We start from the raw sequence: 17,530 nt of genomic DNA, 5'->3' as shown, positions 1-17,530 counted from the left end.
GCCCGTCGGCCGGGACCAACGAGATCACGGCGCCAGGGGCGCGATTCTTCGTGATGACCCCGTCATGGGTTCACTGTGGGAAGGAGCCTGCGGTCTGTTTGGTTGCTTCCACCATGACTTCCCTTGCCGACCGCGCCGTCCCGGCACTGCGCGCTAACCACGACATCCTTGCTGCGCTGGTGCCGGCCATGTCCGAGGAGAATCTGAACAACCCTAGTGGGGCGACGGGGTGGAGTCGCGCAGGCGCTCTCGCACATGGGTAGCGGTGCGGAAATCGGCCGCAAGCCGATCGCGACCGCCGCAGGCGAGCGGGTCGAAGCTGAGGACAATCAGGCGATCTGGGCCCGCTGGAACGCATCATCGCCGGCGGTCCAGGCAGCCGAGTTCGTCAAACATGATGCGGCCTACCTCGACACCATCGAGGCGCTCAGCGCGGAGCAGCGCTGGCTTGATGATCGACTTGGGCTTCCTTCCCGAGCCGGTCCCGCTGTTGGTCGCGCTGGGCATGCGGCTCAATGAAGTTGCCAACCATGCTTGGGACGTGTGCGTCGGAGTCGATCCGCTCGCGACCGTGGACCCGTAATCTGCCGAACTCCTCGTCGAGCTCTTCCGCGGACCGTTGGCCTTCCTGCTGAGGTTCTCTGCGAAGGCGGACCAACTCGAACAGGAAGTCCGACTGGCGATGCTGGGAGGCGCGCTTGAAATCACCGACGTGGTCACGGTGTCCGACTCCGCCGATCACCCAACGGCGAAATTCGAAGGTCCGGCGGAGGCCGTAGTGCGCCTGCTCAGCGGGCGGCTCGGCTCCGAACATTCCGCAGACGTTGGGGTGACCGGCAACGTCACGCTATCGAGTTGCGGAGGGTCTTCCCCGGCTACTAAGCCGCGACGGCCCCTACTCGCACCGGCGAGACACAGTCGCCCATAGGTGGCGGGGCACGAGCGGCGCCGTAACGCAGTCCCTGAACCGCTCGCCATCCGCCTTCGGCGGCGATTGGTGTCGCGTCGACGGGCAAGCAACCGACTTCAGGAGGTGCTGTCGAGAATCAGTCGGGTAGCTTCTCGTGGAGCGTCCCACTGAGGGAAGTGACCGCATCGCTCGAACCAGTGCAGCACCGCGTCGGGATACAGCTCCGTGGCGCGTGCGGCTTGCCTCGGAAGGGTCACCCAGTCACGACGCCCCCACCCGATCGTCACCCGGCCGGGCACCGTGCCAGCCGGGGCGCCCCCTTGCTTGGGACCCTTCGTCAAGGCCTCGAGGGCCGCTGCGGTCGCGGGGGAGTCGGCCAGCCCGCGCACATCTGGTAGCACCGTGTCGCGAGCGAGCGCCCAGGGCCGCGCCGACAACTGCGCCAGCAGCACAGTCCTGGCCACCGGGCTCGCGAGCAGTGATGGCAGTGCGCCGCGCAGCGCTCGGACCAAGGCGATCGATGGGCGCAGTGTGGCACCGAAGACGGCCAGCTCGCGGTCGCTCCAGAAACCCCCAGGGTCCAAGGCCACAGTGTCGCCGCCAACTCCCCGCCGCGCGAGCTCGAGCACCATGCGGCCGCCCATCGACTGGCCCACGGTGGAGACCCCGTCCAACCCCTGTTCCCGGATGAAGTCCGCGACGGAGTCGGTCAAGGTCGCGATCGATACCTCGCCGGACAACGACGGTGTCTCACCGAACCCCGGTAGGTCGACAGCGATGACCTCACGGTGCTCGGCTAGATCGTCGATGATCGGAGCCCAGGACTGCCACCCTGCGCCCAGACCGTGCACGAGTAGCAACGGACTTCCGCTTCCGCGTCGAACATGGTTTAGCGTCACCCCGCGACGCTATCCCAAGCGGATCCGGTGGGTTTGGCCACCACAAGCCGATCGTCCGGCCGGAAGGAAGAATCCGCCAATCGTTTCACGGCATCCGCGGCGAATAGACGCCGCCTGAGCTCGCAGGCATGAGCGGACGTTCCGATGCGATGGGCCGCGGAGCTGCCGCGGTGGCAAAGGCAGGCATACGCGGTGCATTCCTGACTGTCTCGGCAGGCAGATTGGAGCGTGGCCGACGGCGTGGGCATTCGGTCTGGCGTCGCCTCAGGCTTGGCGTCGATGGTTCGGCGAAGGCCATAGGTGCGGGAGTCAGAAGGTAAACGTTGCGCGGTAGTCCGATGGTGTGGTTCCGGTGAGCTCACGAAAGGCAGCGTTGAACGCGGACAGCGACCCGTAGCCCACGTCGTGGGCGATCGTGGTGACCGGGGTGTCATCGGCTGCGAGCCGCTCGACTGCCCGCAGGACCCGCATCCGCCGCAGGGTGGCGCGCCAGGTCATCCCGACCTCGGCCTCGAACCGGCGCGCCAGGGAGCGCGGAACCAGCCCGACCTGGGCCGCGACGTCCTCGAATCGGACCTCATCGGCGAGCCGTTCCTCGGTGAGCCGCAATGCGGTCCGCACCTCGGCGGAGCGCCCGGCCGGCATGACGACGGGGCTGGGTTGCTTGGCCAGCCGCCACACCACTGCGGCGAGGGCCGCGAAGATGGTGCGGGCATACGGCGGCAGCGGCTCGTCCGCCTCCTGCCACCCGCCGCACTCGGCGACGAGTGCGCGAGCCAGCGGGTCGAGGTCGACGACAGTGAGCCCCTGCGGGGGTGGTGGGACGAAGTCGATGTGGAAGAGCACCGAGGCGGTCGTCGCCGGCTGCGGGATGGTGACCGTGGCTGGTCGTCCCGCGCTCAGAAGGGCGGCCCGGGCCGGGGGCAGCAGCCAACGCTGGCCCTCGGCCTCGAGCCGTAGCGCGCCCTGGGAGGCGCACAACAGGTAGTGCCGGTCGACGAGCAGTTCGGTCGGCCCGGTCGGTGCGAAGGACCGGGTGAACGCGAACGCCTCACGGGTCACGGGTGGACTCCCACGCACCGATCGTAGGGATGTCGTTCCAGTCAGGCGACGGACTCGACGAGCTCGGCGCGGAAGCGACGGCTCACTGGTCCTTCGGTGACCAACGGTCGGAGAATGGCGTTGGACCGGGCAAAGGCGTCAGAGGCGAGGTAATCGTCAAATGACGCCTGGTCACTCCACTCATGGACGACCGTCACGGAGCGGTCGTCCTCGCGCGACTCGTAGACGCGAAAGGCGAGGTTGCCCGGCATCGAGCGGACGAGCGGCCGTTCGGCTTCGAGTTGGGCCAAGGCACGGGGCCGGTCTGGTGCGGCGGTCCCGAGATCGAGGATGGCGATGAACACGATGTCTCCCAATGCTGTTGGTGTGGATGGATGTTCCAGCCTCACCTGAACGAACCCCCGTCCGCCTCCGTGCAGCGGACCGGTACACACGGCTAGCGGACACACCGCGCATCGATGTGGATTCGGCCATCAGTATGTTCGACATGCGGCGAAATGACGCACGGCTGGAGACTCGGAGCATCGGGCATCCCTGCCGTAAGCAAACTGGTCGCGACGGTAGGTCGTACCGGCTTCGACTGCCTAAGGAGTGGGCTGCTTCGGTCAGGCACTAATCTGACTTGATTCCAAAAGCCGCGCCCGTGTTGTGGCGCCGAGGATCAGGACCAATTCCCGTTGGTTCCCTCGCGAATACCACCCCAGCCATCGAAAACCCCTGCTCACTGATCAGCCCAGGCTGCCGCCATCGCTCAGGGTGTGTGCCTTGATAGTCCGCGACGTAGTTCACGCTCACTGCGAATCGGTTCATTGCCTGCAAGTTGGGCTCTTCAACCCATACAACGATGCCGCTGTTTTGACTGGCATTGCGGGGAAGCGATGTGACAACTGCGCTGGCGCCTATGTGCTTGCCGAGGGCGGTCATCTCCTGATTGAGCTGCGCGAGTCTGTCCATGGCGAGGCGAGGGTTGCCGCAGTCGCTGCGCACGATGCGTTCAAGGTCGTCTTTCGCCTTCTGGATTGCTGGGTGTGAGACCTCCCCGTTCTCATCCTCGCCGCCGACGCTCCATAGGTTTGTCGTCCGCGACTTATCCATGGGGAGTGAGTACACCTCGAAGCGTGAATCCAGCAGTCGCGGATCGTAGCGGAGCTCGACGTCATCCCATGAGTTCGTCACGATCCAAGCATGTGGGATTCGCCGATTCTTCTGCGAGTGAAATCCCGCGCCGATAAAGGCATGCGGGATGCGCAGATTCAAGTCCTTGAAGCTCGATGTCGCTGCTTCGGCGAGGGCCTGGAGTCGACGCCCGGGTGCGACGCCCGCGAGCGCCTCGCCGAGCCACTCGTCAGTGAGCTGACGTCCAAGCCGCGCCAAGCCGGTGAATCCGAAGACCTCGTCGCTCCCCATGAGAGTTGTCTTCATGGCCCAGTCGCTTTGCTCAGTGATAATGCCTCCCTTCATTGCCGTAACGCGGAGGTCACTGCTGACGAACACGAATCGCGGACTCGTCACTACGGCTATGAAGGTCATATATGCTTCCTTCCAACGTGCGGTCGGCAGTCCACGGCCTGTCTCGCAGCGGGATCGCCCCGGCGACTTCGCTGAACGGGGCCAGAGCACTCCAGACTGCGAGTCAAGAATGATGGTCGCCACACCGCGCGCCGGATGGCCGGGACGATCTGGGAATCGGTAGACGGGCTGCCGAGACCCAATGACTCTCAGTCGCCGAAGCCTTTGGTGTTCTGATGCCCGGGGCGACAACTGCCATCCCGATCGTAGACGTCCGCGCCTCTCACAGTTAGCGCATTCGCGTGAGTTGGGGGAGGTGGCGAAGGAGTTAAGACTGCATACGCTGACGTCATCGTGAAACTAGAGAGGTCTGGAGACCTCAGCGGAGGCCGATCCGGCGACCCTTCACTCTTTGGTCCGCTTCTTGGCCCAGCCATAGGTACATGCCGAGGTTGACGGGCGGCGGTATGACGTACCGCAGGGATCGCGGCATGGGCGGGCGCTACGAACAAGCTCGCCCCTCGGTCACCAGGTGGAACCAATCCGCAGCAATCTGTGCTGCCTCATTGACCGACCAGAAGTTCACGACTAAGCCATGGGGCGGGTCGAGCGGCATCCCAATTTCGCGCCCCCGAACGCCGTCGTCCCAGTTCAAGTTGGCGGGACTACGCCCGCCGACCAGTTCGAGTCCATCGAAGTCGATACGCCAGGTAGCCACCATCACGCCACCCACCATGTCGTCATAGGAGGCGGTCATCCAGAGCGTTCCGTCAACGTCAGCGTGATACCAGTCCTGAGCCTCCGGGACCAAGGCACTCAATCGCTCGAAGAAGGCCGACTCGCTCGCAGTCGGAGGGGCATCACGCATGCAACTGAGTCTCACACGCGCAGTGGATTGCGGGCGCTTGTTGCTATGAGGGGACCTCTATGGCGCAGCCGACAGGCGGCGGAAAGACCTAGGACCAGAGGCGCACGACTCATCTCCCCTGGGTAGACGAAGGCTGCAGGCGGAGCTTCACCCCGCTGACGCTTGCAGGTGTGCGGAGGATGCAGCCGGTACACGGGACACCGTCGGAAGCGAGGCGGGCCAGTCGGAGGATCTGCGTTTGTCAGGAGTCGCGCTTAGGCGTCTGGCATTCTCATTCCATGCCTACAACGGGGCACGGCGCAGCGCTAGGTCTGGAGGACATCCGCGCGCGCGGGGCATCTGGCTCGACCTGGCACCTCCTGGGAGCGCCGCATCGTCTAATTCGCGCAGACGACCTACGAGCCTTCATTCTCGAGACGAAGCCCGAGGGTCGGAAGGTCGACATTGACGGCGCCATTGTCGAAGGGCCGCTCGACCTGAGTCATTGCCGGCTTGCGACGTCCGTTTGCCTTCGCAACTGTGAGTTCCGAGGTCATGTCAACCTGATTGACGCTCATGTTCTGGGAACCCTCGATCTGAGCGGATCGTCCTTCACGGGCGGTCATGGCGAGGACGGCACCCACCCAGAGGGCCGCACCGGTCAGGCCGTGCTCAGCGCTGATCGTCTGTCGGTCAAGGGTTCGCTCTTCATGAGTGGAGTGACCGCGCACGATCCAATTCGCCTAGTGCGTGCACGGGTCGATGGCCAGCTAAGCGTCGGAGCAGCCCGAGTGGAATGTTCCACAACGGCGGCTTCCGGGCTCTACATGGACCGCATCTCTGTGGGCGGGACCATGTTCATGAATCGAATGAGCGTCGGTTCAACGAATCGGCCGTTTTGGACGAATGCTGGGATTCGCCTAGTCGGGGCGGAAATTGGCGGAGACCTCGTCCTCGATGACGCTGACCTAGCCGTCGATGACCATCCCCATCGCGATCCCTATGCCTTGGCAGCTCGGGGGCTCAGGGTGGGCGGCTCGATCAGGATGGAAGGCGTGAACGCTGCGGCACCACTGCTTCTCCAAGTGGCCAAGGTCGAGGGTGCCTGGGTGCTGCGTGGGAGTCGGCTGGATGCCGGTCGCGACCAGGACGGCCGATGCATCGCCGCGCAAGGTATCCACGTTGGAGATGGACTGAGTCTCGAGCCCAGGACAAGTGACGGCGGACGCGCTTGCCACGAACCTGTCCGTGCTGTCGGAACCATGGTGCTGACTGGGGCCGACATCGTCGGAACTGTCAACGCGTCCGAAAGCGCTCTGTCAGGGGCGGTTGGCCAATCCGGACTCCCAGGACCCTGCTTCTCGGCCAAGCGAATCAAGGTGAACGGGAATCTCAAGTTCTGCGGCGCAAGACTCAATGGCGCCGTTGAACTGGTAGGGGGAGAAGTGACCGGAGCGCTGGATTTCGGATCCGCCCACTTGGTAGGAGCCCTCGATGAAGCAGCGAGCCACGGGACAGAGGCGAGGTCAGGGTTGTACGGCGAGGCGCTGAGCGTTGGAGGGACCGCCTTCTTCAACCGACATCCCGCTTATGCAACTCGAGTCTTCAAGTCCCAAGTCCCGCTCCGGTTGGTGGCTAGCACCATCCATTGCCTGAACGTCGTTCACACGCCTGGTCAAGATTGGCGACTGCATGGGATTAGCTTCACTCAATTGCGCGGCCCGATCCGGAGCAGCCGACAGCAAGGGCTTGCATGGCTGGAGCAAGGCGACACCAACGCGGTTCCCGTGTCGGTGATGTGGGACCTAGCCAACTTCTATGAGCGAGCTGGACGCCCACGAGACGCGCGAGCCGTGCGCTATCGAGCACAGGTCAAGCTGGCTCGGAAGCACAGACGGTGGGACCCGCGCCGGTGGTCGCGTCAAATCATCGGTTTCGGGTATTACCCATTTCGCGTCGTAGCCGTCTTGTTCGCACTGGTCCTGCTTGGCACGGCTCTTGCTTGGTCGCAACAGACCCACTTTCAGGCAACGGGATTCGTAGGGTCATCCTCCAACCTCGTTCGCCAACAGGTTACAGCCGACGTTTGTCCTGTGGACGTGTCCTGCTTCAACCCAGTTGCGTACTCGGCGGACACGGTCATCCCGGCCATCGATTTTGGCGGGCAGGACAGCTGGAGGCTCGACCGGACCGCTGGCTTGGCAGCGGCTGCGTTCGTCGGACTGAAGGTCTTGGGCTGGGCTGCAACGACCCTATTAGTCGCGGGCATTGGCGGCCTCCTGCGTCGGAGCTCGTAGCGCCAAGGGTCTAGCCGAGGAGTGCGTCGTCGCCCCTTTGTCCTGCTACCTCGAATTCCCGTTTGCTGAAGACAGTGTCGTCGCGAATCTTGATTGCCAGCGCCACGGTCCGTCGCGGCGGTGTGACGCAGACCCTGGCATGTGTGACAGAAGAGTCGACGAGCGGTACATGCCGGCTGTCGGTAGTACCGCCCATCATCTCGTGCATGGTCAGCCCGCTTCCCCAGGTGCCGTCAGAGCCGCCGCGGCCGCTAAGGCCCAGCGACCTGTTCGCGGAGGAATCCGATGGCAACGCTGTCAGCGTTTCCTTGCGCACGAAGTTCGTCGAATTCAAGTCAACGAAGGCCGGACAGCCTTGGGCCCGTGCTCGAGGGGGAGTGGCGCGGACATCGATTGCGTTGCGTCGTCTTTCCTCGGGCCTGGGCAACACTCGAGCGGCCCTCGCCTGGGGACGCAGTCATCGTCAGCGGAGAGCTCGCCTTTCGGGACGGGCAAGCCATCGTGTGGGTTCGGCACATGAACGTCATCTCGCCCGTCAAGCGCGTCTGATCGATACCGTGCGAACCATGACGGCGCAAACGCAGGACATCAGGGTTGGTCGAGCTTTGATTCCGCTTGAGACCGCCGCGACTTGGGTCCGCGAATACACCCACACGGCACACAACCTGGTGAGCGAGCACCCATATGCCTTTCCTGCCTACGACCGCTTCGACGGAGGCACCACCGAACCAAGCCGGCTCACGGACGGCGACTTGCTGGCCCCCGGGCTGCTGAATGTGCCCGTGAAAATCAGGTCGTTCTACGGACTGCAGAGCGTGCGAGGTCGGCTGGAAGAGGCGCTAAGCGACCCTCGTCTTGACACGCCACTGGCCGAGGTAGCAGATCGGGAAGAGCTTCGCCCGGCTGTGCATGCGTTGTACGGGGTTCTGGACGATCCAACCACTCGGCCGTGGGGTGTCAGCGGGACGACTCTGTCCAAGGTCCTGCACCGCAAGCGACCGCATTCTGTTGTTCTTCACGATCGTTGGGTGCGCGCTTGCTATGTCGGTGACGATGCGCCAGTCCCCGTGGAGAAGGGTCGCTCTTGGGCCGACTATATGGTTCTGATCACCGAGGCAATTCGGGACGACATCGCAAACCAACCTGTCGCCTTCAGCGTCCTACAGAGTGCCGTTGAAGGACCAGGACACCTCAGTGATGTCCGACTTCTCGACATCGTGGCGTGGAACTCAAAGGGCGATGCTCCAGCCGCCTCGTGGGATGAGCGCCCCCGCGACGGTGATTCGTTTGACTCCGACCATGCCCCGCAGACGAGGTAGCAGCTTGGCTCAGACGCCCTCGCGGCGGAATGACGCAACCCCAGAGGTTCTGGTGGCTCGAGAATGAGCGGTCGCGCACCCGAGGGAACCGCTGGCGCCGGAAGATCGCCGAGATAGCTCGCTGTTCGTACTCATCCTTGTGACTGCCACAAAATCCACGCCAACGCGACCGCCAGAGCGAGCAGGGCGAGCGAGAACAGCACCTTCAAGGCTCCGGAGAAGAATCATCCGACCGCTGAACGGCCCTTACGCTGCGGCCGCGTCACCGAAGGCGGTGCAGCTGCGTGTGGTTGCCGCGGCGCATACGCGACTCCCGGCCTCTGAGCCGGCGGTACGGGCGCAACGACGTAGACCGTCAGCAGCAGATCTCCAGGCGCGCCACCGAGCAGTCCGCGATAGCCACGACGAGCCCACCGCAGCTGCGGTGCAGCCTGCGCTGGCACATGCAACAACGACCCGTCGTGCGCGACTTTGACGGCGAACCCGGCTCGCCATTGGGCTGGCGTCACGGACACGGTCTGGTGGGCATCCGATCCGCGCAGCGCCGCGGCCAATTCCTCAGGGGTGTTGAACTCACGGCGTTCACCGCCCACGGTGAACGAGGCACCCGACATGTGCGTCACGGTGAACTCCACCGAACCAGACGTCGGTCCCGGCTCAGGCGGCCTTGGCGCTGGAGCTCCTGGCGCGGTCTGCGAGGGAGCAGGCCGGGAGTCGAGAGACCGCAACCAGGCGTCGTATTCGGATCGTCGCGGACCGCACAGGATCTCCTCCGCCTGACCGATCGCTTTGAACGTCTCAGCGTCACCGCCTCGGTCCGGGTGTGTGCGCTTCCTCCATTCGCGCACAACCACACGAATCGTCGCGGTGTCCGCCGTTCGCGACAGCTGCAACAACGCGTAGTAGTCCTGTTCAAATTCCATGCCGCCCCCTGACCGGACGCCGCCACCCGTGTTGGGAAGTTAGCACGGCCAACCTCAGGACCTGCTGGTCACAAAGTCCGTTGTGTTGCCTGACGCACCGGGTCTGTGGGGCTTTGCACGGTCCGCTTTCGGCCGCGCAGGAGAGACAACCTCGGCGGCGGTAAGACGCGACTCGATCGCTGAGCGGCGAAGTCGGGCGGCACAGGGCACGGCGCGGGAGAGTGGAGTTCATGAGCCGCGTCTGCGCCAACTGTCGAGTCACTCTGGGGGCGCGAGCCAGTAGCGGCACGCGCGGCCCTGACATCGCTTGGATGGCTCATTGTCGAGATTGCGCTCGGCTTGTGGACGGTCAGATGCGACTGTTACGGGCCCAGCCCAGTGGTACTGCCGTCGACATCTGGCAGTGCCTCGCCTGCGGAACCACCCGTGCGTGCCGCCCTGGTTGGCGCACTAGATGCCCCATCTGTCTCGACGATCGCACGGACTTGGATGCGGACACCATGGCCGACATGAAATCTCTGCTTCGACAGCGAGGGGTCCGGCGAGAACTCGCCGTGTTCTTCGGGACCGACCCGCGGGCTATCACCGGAAGCGACGCACTCGCAGCCGAATCCACTGTCTTCCTTGCCAACGCGGAAGAGAGCTACGCACGGCCAGGTTGGACGGTGCTGGCGACTGACGTTTCCGGCATGCCCTGGGGGTATCGCGATCCGTCTCGCAGCCACGGGACCTGGGCGTCTCACGACGATTGCGGCACCGTGCAGAAGCTGTCCCTGGCCCGAACGGAGTGCCGAGTTTGCCCTCCAGAGCCCGTCTCACGCACCCATCGGGCCAAGGCCGGACAGCCGCAGTACCTGTATCTCGTGAGGATCGGAGGCTTGCTGAAGTTTGGGCATGGAGACGCGAACCGCGTCAAAGCACACCTGCGGCGAGGGTGTGAGCCCATAAGTGTTCTGAGGGCACCGTTCCAACAGGTCGTGGCGGCCGAGGCAGCGATGAAGAGGGCCTATCGTGACAGCCTGATCGACCCGACCACGTGGGACTTGCCCACCACTTTCGGCGCCGGCACCGAAGTTGTCACCGATGACGTAGTCGTCGAATTGTCGAAGTACCTCCTGGGCGCCGGAGTTATTGAGGTGACTTCCCGGTTTCGGTAGGGGCCCGATCGCGGCCGTGGGACGCACCGCGAAAGATCCGCCCGGGCGTGGGTCGAGGATTGGATGGACATGCTGTCCTAGGGTCGCCGCGTGGAACCTGAACTCTGGGGCATGAACCTGGCGCAGTCATGGGCTGAAGCGTTCGCAGCTATTGGGACAGTCGCCGCGTTCTTGATCGGTGTTTTGGTGTTCGCGCGGCAGCAGGCGGACCGCCGGGATGACGAGGCCTCGCAAGCCCGGCAAGTTCTCCCGGGGCGTTCGTGCTACTCCCAGGACCTGGCCTATTCGGGCGGCACTGGCACCGACCACGTGCTCACGCTGAGCGCCGTCAATTACTCAGAACAGCACATTTACCAAGCGCTGATCCGTCGCGTTGCCGGTCGGCCGGGGGCCTGGGATGACCCAGTTTTCGGGTACATCACTGCTCACGCCGCCGAGTCCCTAGAGCCGGGGAGATCACAACAGCTCTACGAAGTTCACTCAGACGAGCCCTTCAACGAATACGACTGGGCAATCGAGTTCGAGTTCGTCGATGCCCGAGGTCGCCGATGGCTCCGCCGAGGGCTTGACCAGCCACGCCGCCTTCGGCAGCCCAGCCGCATCCGCAAGCGACTGCGTCGGGCGGGCGCCGATGGCTAGCCCCGTGCGATCGTGCGAATCGTCATGGTGGAAACGGGCGCATTGCAGCCGTTGACGAGCACAGATCGACAAATGCATAACCCAGGCGGAGGCCTCAAGCGCTCACCCACTACGTGTGGTTGCGGCAGCTCGACACGCTGTGTTGGTCGCGCGGATGCCGCCGCCTCGTCGTGCTCGTTGGGACGTTTCAACTGGCGGATGTGATCTTTTCAGCCACGAGTTCTGCGATCGTGGAGGCTTGCGATCGAAGATCGCCGGCTGGATCGAATGTCATCCCACCACGTGTCTTGGATTTGTCCCAGATGACCTCCGGCACCAAGGTCGACCAAATGGGAATGACGTGCCCTTGATCGAACCGCTCTTCAAAAGCGTCGCTTTCGAACCGAGTCCAGCGCTTCTGCCCGTAGGAGGGGCCAAGGACGACGACGACAAAGTCCGCTTCAGCTGAGTAGATGGGCTCGAAGAACCGCTCGAGGTCCTCGCCAAGTATCCGCGCTTGCTCGGTGTGGTCGTAGAACACTACGAGGCCACGCTCCTCAAGCTCGTCATTGAGGGCCTCGGCCATCGCGCGGTCCTCACCAGCGAAAGACAGAGCAACGTCGTAGCTCGTAGTGAACTCGACGCTGCGAAACCCCACCCGCTTAGCGAAGTCGGGCAAGCTCAGGCTGCGAAGGTAGAAGGCGGCCTGCGGGTCCTCGATCGCCAGCACCTTCGTCTGTTCATCCAGGTGGAACACGCCGCGCAGATCTGGATCGGCTACGAGATTCGCAAGGTAACCGTTCTTCATGACCACAGTCACGCTCGCGCGTGCCTTGGGATGCTGCCTCATCTCCTCGTCGAGCGCGATCGTCCAAGAATCAGCCTCGCTGAGCCACGTCAGAATCTGGAGGTATGGGGCCCGACCACCCGGTCGGAACTTCGTCCCTCGAGCAAACTTCGTGAAGACCGGGTCAAAGACGGCGCTGACACGTTCAACAACGTTTCGGCGCACAGTCGTGTACGGGAGATCGATATTGACGTGCTTTGTAGATGCCGAAAGCACCCCCGCGCCTGAACATGCTTCGTTGCAGAGAAGCTGTGCCAAGTAGAAGCTGCCATGAGCACCCTCCACAATTCCGTCCCGCGAGCGGAGGGAAACGTTGAGCGCTGCCTCGCCCTTTGCGATCATTTCTTCAATCTTTGCGGACGGTTCTACTTCCATGCGGAGCCGATCGAGGCGGTTCGCGACATCCGGGGCGTGATGTATCAATGTCTCGCCTGCGCGGTTGATACCGACTACTACCAGTTTGCTGTCGGTCGACTCATCGTCCGCCAGAGTCTTCAGTAGATCCGCCAGGCTGGCCTTGACGGCATCGTCGAGGCGATGGAAATCGTCAACCACCACGAAGCCAAAGCCGTTCATCTCGGGGAGCAGCCGGATCAATTCGAGGTCCGCGGCGCGGCGGGCCGACAGGATCTGAGCAGCGCCGGCATGGCCAAGCTGGGCAAGCGCTTGCTTGACGGCCGTTGTCTTTCCGATACCCGAAGGGCCCTCGATCACCAGGCCCCGCCCGGGAGTCTGGAGGTTTGAAAGTAGCGTGTTCCATCGACTCGGCTGAACGAAGGTCACCTCCGGAACGCCATTGATTGTGAACACCTGATCGAGCCGAAGCACGGGCCCCGTAGACAACGTCACGCCGCGAGGCTACAAGACCAGCCGCGTCGGCGTCCGCCGTATCCCCGGGGGTGCCGCCAGTCGCTGAACCATGCCGACGCACTTCCACCGAAGCTCGGGGGCGCCCATATTGGGCGGAATGACGGCAGCCGGCGTCGTGTACGTGGCGTGGCGGAAGCGCTATCCGTTCGCCTGGGTCAGCTGCACTTCACGAGGCCGAGGTCGGCCTTCAGGTCGAGCACCCGTGCCGCGGCCGCGTCGACCTGGTCGGCAAAGGCGGGGCTGGCCGCGCGTTTGGCCGCGATCGCCTTGAGCATGACCGGAGCCTGCGACGACCGTGCGGTCAGCACGATGTCGCCGCCAGCCGCGATGAACCTGGTCGCGCGCTGACCGACCGGCACCGCCGAGACCGCCCTGGCCGCGCCGACGTCGTCGGTGATGACCACGCCGTCGAAGCCCATGCTGTCGCGCAGCAGGCCGGTGACGATGGCCTTGGAGAACATCGCCGGGTTGTCCGCGTCGAGCTTCGGGTAGTGCGCCGAGGAGATCATCACCAGCGGCGCGCCCGCCTTGATGCCGGCCGCGAACGGCGCGAGGTAGGGGTCGTCGGCGTCGGTGGTGCGGTCGGTGATGCCGATGGTCGTCACGTCGGTGTTGCCGGTGATCCGGCCGAGCCCCGGGAAGTGCTTGACGGTCGGGGCGATGCCGGCGGCGAGGGTGCCGCGGACGAACGCCGCGGCATACGCGGCATTGGTCTTGGGGGAGCCGGGCGCAAAGTCGCGGCGGTAGCGGCCGATCGGCTGGTTGGCGGCTCCGAGCGACGTGGGCACGGTGTCCGCGACCGGGGCCAGGTTGATGTTCACCCCCGCCTTCTTCAGCTCGTGTGACCAGGCCTCGACGTTCTTCTGCTCGGTGCCGACGCCCGACTGGGCCTGGGTGCGGGCGGAGGGCATCCGCGTGAACCCCGACCCGCGCAGCTGCTGCACCTGGCCGCCCTCCTGGTCGGCGGCGACGAGCAGGCCGTCCGCGGCGGCGGCCTGCAGCCGAGTCGAGATCGCAGCCATCGACGTCGCGCCGTTCGACCACCCACCCAGGAAGATCACCCCGCCCAGGCCCTGCTTCTTCACCTGGGCTGCGAGTGCGCGCGAGCTGCCGGTGGGTTGCAACCCGACCATCAGCAGCTGGCCCGCGCGCTGCGCCGGGGTCATCGCCTCGGCCAGCCGCTGCCCACACGAGGGCGTGGCGGTGGTCGTGGAGCTCGACGAGCTCGAGGAGGACGAGCTGGAGCTCGGGCTGGACGATGACGTGGAGCTCCCGGACCCGCTGCTCGTGCCCGTGCCCGTGCCCGTGCCCGTGCCCGTAGAGATGGGTCCAGCTCCCGGGGCGCCCGAGTCGCAGGCGGCCGTCGTGGTCAGGGCCAGCGCTGCCAGTCCGGCCACGACGACACGGGCGTGGCGGGCCGGGTGCTCAGTCACGGCCCGAACCTATCCCGGTGGCCCAGCCGCGACGAAACCGCGACGAAACCGCACGGGAGGCGCGCCGCCCGCTCTGGCAGGATCGCGGCATGGCCATCCCCGTCGTCCTCGACGTCGACACCGGCGTCGACGACGCGTGCGCGCTGCTCCTGGCCGCGTTGCACCCGGCCCTCGACCTGCGCGCCGTGACCTGTGTCGGTGGCAACGCCGCGGTCGACGCCGTGGTCGCCAACACCCTGACCGTCCTGGACGCGGCTGACCGCCCCGACGTGCCCGTCGCCCGCGGTGCCGAGCGACCGCTCCTCGAGGACCCGGTCGACGCCCGGCACGTGCACGGGCAGGACGGCATGGGCGACCTCGACTGGCCGAAGTCGCAGCGCCGGCCCGACCCGCGCCATGCAGTCGAGCTCCTCCGAGACGTGCTCCTCGATGCGGCGGAGGGTGACCAGGCCCGCCGGGTCACGCTCATCCCGCTCGCGCCGCTCACCAACATCGCCCTCCTCCTGCGCACCTATCCCAGTGTTGCCAAGGGAATTCGCGAGATCGTGTTCATGGGTGGAGCGGTCGAGGCCGGCAACGCCACGGCGTCCGCCGAGTTCAACGTGTTCCACGACCCCGAGGCGGCAGCCGTGGTCCTTGATGCCTGTGCCGACCTCGACATCTCGGTGACGATGTACGGCTTGGACGTCTTCTACGCCCCACGCGTTGGGCGGGAGACCGCACGGACCTTGTCGGCGCCAGGGGGGCGCGACGCGGCCGACCTCGCCGGCCAGCTCATCGCGTTCCAGTGCGAGCGGTTCGGCACCGACGACGCCACCATCGGCGATGCCGGCGCGGTCTGTGCCGTGCTGGAGCCGGCCGGGGTCCGTCGTGAGCGCCTTCCGGTGCGGGTCGAGCTCGCTGGCACGTGGTCGCGGGGGCGCACGATCGTCGACCGCCGCGACTGGTCCGCCGGGCTCGACCACGACCCCCACGGGCAGGCGCGGTCGACCATCGAGGTCTGCCTCGACGTCGACGCCCAGCGCTACGCGACGCTGTGGCTCGACACGGTCGGCGGGGGGATGCGCTGATGGGCCGGGTCGTGGTGCTGGGCTCGCTCAACGTCGACCTCGTCGCCGCCGTCGAACGTCACCCGGGCCCGGGCGAGACGATCCTCGCCGACGGCGCGCTCGAGCGGTTCGCGGGCGGCAAGGGTGGCAACCAGGCCGTCGCCGCAGCGGCCGCCGGCGCCGACGTCGCCATGGTGGCCGCGGTCGGCGACGACGAGGGCGGACGCGCCTACGTCGAGCGCCTGCGCGACCGCGGGATCGACGTCTCGGCCGTCCGCACCACCTCGACCGCGTCGACCGGTCAGGCCTGGATCACGGTGGACGACGAGGGCGAGAACGCCATCGTCGTCATCCCCGGCGCCAACGGGCAGGTCGCTCCCGACGTCCTCGCCGACGCGCTGTCCGGCCTCGGCGCCGGAGACGTCCTCCTCCTGCAGCTCGAGGTGCCGGTGCGCACCGTCGCCGCGGCCGCCCGCCTGGCGCACGGCGCAGGCGCGCGGGTGGTCGTCAACGCCGCACCGTATGCCGCCCTGCCGCACGACGTGGCGGCGCTCGCCGACCCGCTCGTGGTCAACGAGCACGAGGCGCTCCAGCTCGCGGACAGCGACGCCCAGCCCACCTCGCTGCTGGTGACCTTCGGCGCCGCGGGATGCAGCTGGGACGGGGAGCGGCACGACGGCATACCGGTCGACGCTGCTGACGTGGTCGACACGACGGGCGCGGGCGACGCGTTCTGCGGTGCGCTGGCTGCGGCCCTGGCCCGCGGAGCGGACCGGGCCGCGGCGGTCGCGGCGGCGAGCCAGGCCGGCGCGGACGCGGTCCGGCACCGGGGCGCCCAGCGCGACCCCGAGCTCTAGCGACCCCGCTGACCCGAGAGGTGGAGGGCTGGAAGCCCACCGGGGAGGTGGAGGGCTGGAAGCCGACCGGGGAGGTAGAGGGCCGGAAGCCGACCGGGGAGGCGGCGGTCTAGAAGACCGAGACGTGCACGTGGTCCATGTGGTTCGCGGTCGGGCTGCCGCGGTCCGCCATGCCCTGCCAGCTGCCGCCGGGGTACCAGATGCGCTGGCGCCAGATGAGGTACTTGATGTTGAGCTCGCCGGCGTGGGCCTGCAGGAAGCTCGCGATCTCGTTGCCCTCGGCCGTGCCGCACATGATGTCGACGGCGTGGCCGGTGCCGTGGTCGAGCGGGTCGCCGGGGCGGTAGCCACCGAACGGCCCGGAGCCGGGGAACTGCGCCTTGACCGCGTTGATCACGGCGATGGCGTTCGGGGTCATGCCGCCGACGTTGGCCAGGCCGACGCGCGAGGTGTTGCGGGAGATGCCGGTCGCCGTCCGGGTGCTCTTGGCAGCCTGGGCAGCCTTGACCTTCGGCTTGGGGGCGGCCTTCGCGGTGAACCCGATGACCCCGTAGTCGGCGACCCGGGCGGGCGCCGACACAGCCTCGGCGCGGGCGACCACGGGCGGGTGGTGCACCTCGGCGGCGGTCAGCTCGAACGACGCTCCCGGCGCGGGGGCGGCGAAGGCGGTGGCGACTCCGAGGGCCGACGCAGCCAGGCCCAGGCCCTTGACGGCCGAGCGGTGGCTCGGGCGTCGCCACACCCGGGACAGCAGGGTCGTGGGTCGGGGACTGGTGCCGCGGTGGCGGCCGTAACCGTCGGAGTGAGGGGAGGACATCGCCGCCGAGGATACGAGATGGTAACGGCGCAGGGCCAACTCCCGGCGATTTCGGGCATCGCTTGCCCTGACTTGCCCCCGTTTGCCTGCGATTCGCCCGACTGTGCGCCGCGCGA

16 protein-coding genes are annotated in these 17,530 nt (G+C 66.1%); 5 read left to right on the top strand and 11 right to left on the bottom strand.

The features are described from left to right. Positions 1-427: 427 nt before the first annotated feature. The 7 genes from ABD262_RS19400 to ABD262_RS19370 form a co-directional block, all read right to left on the bottom strand. On the bottom strand, positions 428-814 hold the full coding sequence (locus ABD262_RS19400) for a hypothetical protein (protein ID WP_344139880.1): 387 nt from the start codon (positions 812-814) through the stop codon (positions 428-430). A 212-nt stretch (positions 815-1,026) separates the two neighbouring features. After that, positions 1,027-1,761 carry an alpha/beta fold hydrolase gene (locus ABD262_RS19395; RefSeq protein ID WP_344140066.1) on the bottom strand — a complete coding sequence of 245 codons (735 nt, stop codon included), beginning with the start codon at positions 1,759-1,761 and terminating at the stop codon, positions 1,027-1,029. A 357-nt stretch (positions 1,762-2,118) separates the two neighbouring features. Then, positions 2,119-2,871, bottom strand: a complete 753-nt coding sequence (locus ABD262_RS19390; RefSeq protein ID WP_344139877.1) for an AraC family transcriptional regulator — start codon at positions 2,869-2,871, stop codon at positions 2,119-2,121. A gap of 41 nt (positions 2,872-2,912) precedes the next feature. Next, the gene (locus ABD262_RS19385) at positions 2,913-3,215 is read right to left on the bottom strand and encodes a putative quinol monooxygenase (protein WP_344139874.1); all 303 of its coding nucleotides are present in this window, start codon (positions 3,213-3,215) and stop codon (positions 2,913-2,915) included. Positions 3,216-3,483: 268 nt separating this feature from the next. Then, the gene (locus ABD262_RS19380; RefSeq protein WP_344139871.1) at positions 3,484-4,401 is read right to left on the bottom strand and encodes a hypothetical protein; all 918 of its coding nucleotides are present in this window, start codon (positions 4,399-4,401) and stop codon (positions 3,484-3,486) included. Between the two features lie 481 nt (positions 4,402-4,882). Next, positions 4,883-5,248, bottom strand: coding sequence for a hypothetical protein (locus ABD262_RS19375; protein WP_344139868.1), 366 nt, complete (start codon positions 5,246-5,248; stop codon positions 4,883-4,885). Between the two features lie 395 nt (positions 5,249-5,643). Further along, positions 5,644-5,958, bottom strand: a complete 315-nt coding sequence (locus ABD262_RS19370; RefSeq protein ID WP_344139865.1) for a hypothetical protein — start codon at positions 5,956-5,958, stop codon at positions 5,644-5,646. Between the two features lie 2,132 nt (positions 5,959-8,090). On the opposite strand from ABD262_RS19370, the gene ABD262_RS19365 reads away from it, so the two are divergent. Further along, positions 8,091-8,843 carry a DUF6308 family protein gene (locus ABD262_RS19365; RefSeq protein ID WP_344139862.1) on the top strand — a complete coding sequence of 251 codons (753 nt, stop codon included), beginning with the start codon at positions 8,091-8,093 and terminating at the stop codon, positions 8,841-8,843. Between the two features lie 224 nt (positions 8,844-9,067). Here the strand turns inward: ABD262_RS19365 and ABD262_RS19360 are convergent, their stop codons facing one another. Then, positions 9,068-9,766, bottom strand: coding sequence for a DnaJ domain-containing protein (locus tag ABD262_RS19360; RefSeq protein WP_344139859.1), 699 nt, complete (start codon positions 9,764-9,766; stop codon positions 9,068-9,070). Between the two features lie 500 nt (positions 9,767-10,266). Between ABD262_RS19360 and ABD262_RS19355 the strand changes: the two genes are divergently transcribed. Both ABD262_RS19355 and ABD262_RS19350 read left to right on the top strand, forming a co-directional pair. Further along, the gene (locus tag ABD262_RS19355) at positions 10,267-10,923 is read left to right on the top strand and encodes a hypothetical protein (RefSeq protein ID WP_344139856.1); all 657 of its coding nucleotides are present in this window, start codon (positions 10,267-10,269) and stop codon (positions 10,921-10,923) included. Positions 10,924-11,013: 90 nt separating this feature from the next. Beyond that, a complete protein-coding gene (locus ABD262_RS19350) occupies positions 11,014-11,562 on the top strand; it encodes a hypothetical protein (RefSeq protein ID WP_344139853.1) in 549 nt (182 codons plus the stop codon). Positions 11,563-11,749: 187 nt separating this feature from the next. On the opposite strand, the gene ABD262_RS19345 is transcribed toward ABD262_RS19350, so the two are convergent. Both ABD262_RS19345 and ABD262_RS19340 read right to left on the bottom strand, forming a co-directional pair. Continuing rightward, entirely contained in the window at positions 11,750-13,237 is a 1,488-nt protein-coding gene (locus ABD262_RS19345) for a TIR domain-containing protein (RefSeq protein ID WP_344139850.1), read from the bottom strand. Positions 13,238-13,413: 176 nt separating this feature from the next. Further along, positions 13,414-14,691: a glycoside hydrolase family 3 N-terminal domain-containing protein gene (locus tag ABD262_RS19340; protein ID WP_344139847.1), complete on the bottom strand. Its 1,278-nt coding sequence runs from the start codon at positions 14,689-14,691 to the stop codon at positions 13,414-13,416. Between the two features lie 89 nt (positions 14,692-14,780). On the opposite strand from ABD262_RS19340, the gene ABD262_RS19335 reads away from it, so the two are divergent. Together ABD262_RS19335 and ABD262_RS19330 are read left to right on the top strand one after the other, a co-directional pair. Continuing rightward, positions 14,781-15,761: a nucleoside hydrolase gene (locus ABD262_RS19335; RefSeq protein ID WP_344139843.1), complete on the top strand. Its 981-nt coding sequence runs from the start codon at positions 14,781-14,783 to the stop codon at positions 15,759-15,761. Beyond that, on the top strand, positions 15,761-16,597 hold the full coding sequence (locus tag ABD262_RS19330; RefSeq protein ID WP_344139840.1) for a PfkB family carbohydrate kinase: 837 nt from the start codon (positions 15,761-15,763) through the stop codon (positions 16,595-16,597). The genes ABD262_RS19335 and ABD262_RS19330 overlap by 1 nt, the downstream gene beginning before the upstream one ends. Positions 16,598-16,706: 109 nt before the next feature. Here ABD262_RS19330 and ABD262_RS19325 read toward each other — a convergent pair whose 3' ends face one another. After that, positions 16,707-17,414 (bottom strand): VldE C-terminal domain-containing protein, encoded by a 708-nt coding sequence (locus ABD262_RS19325; RefSeq protein ID WP_344139837.1) that lies wholly within the window; start codon positions 17,412-17,414, stop codon positions 16,707-16,709. Positions 17,415-17,530 lie beyond the last annotated feature (116 nt).

The sequence above is a fragment of the Pedococcus bigeumensis genome (assembly GCF_039531795.1).
Lineage (GTDB): Bacteria > Actinomycetota > Actinomycetes > Actinomycetales > Dermatophilaceae > Pedococcus > Pedococcus bigeumensis.
This window is presented reverse-complemented; position numbering and strand designations above follow the sequence as displayed.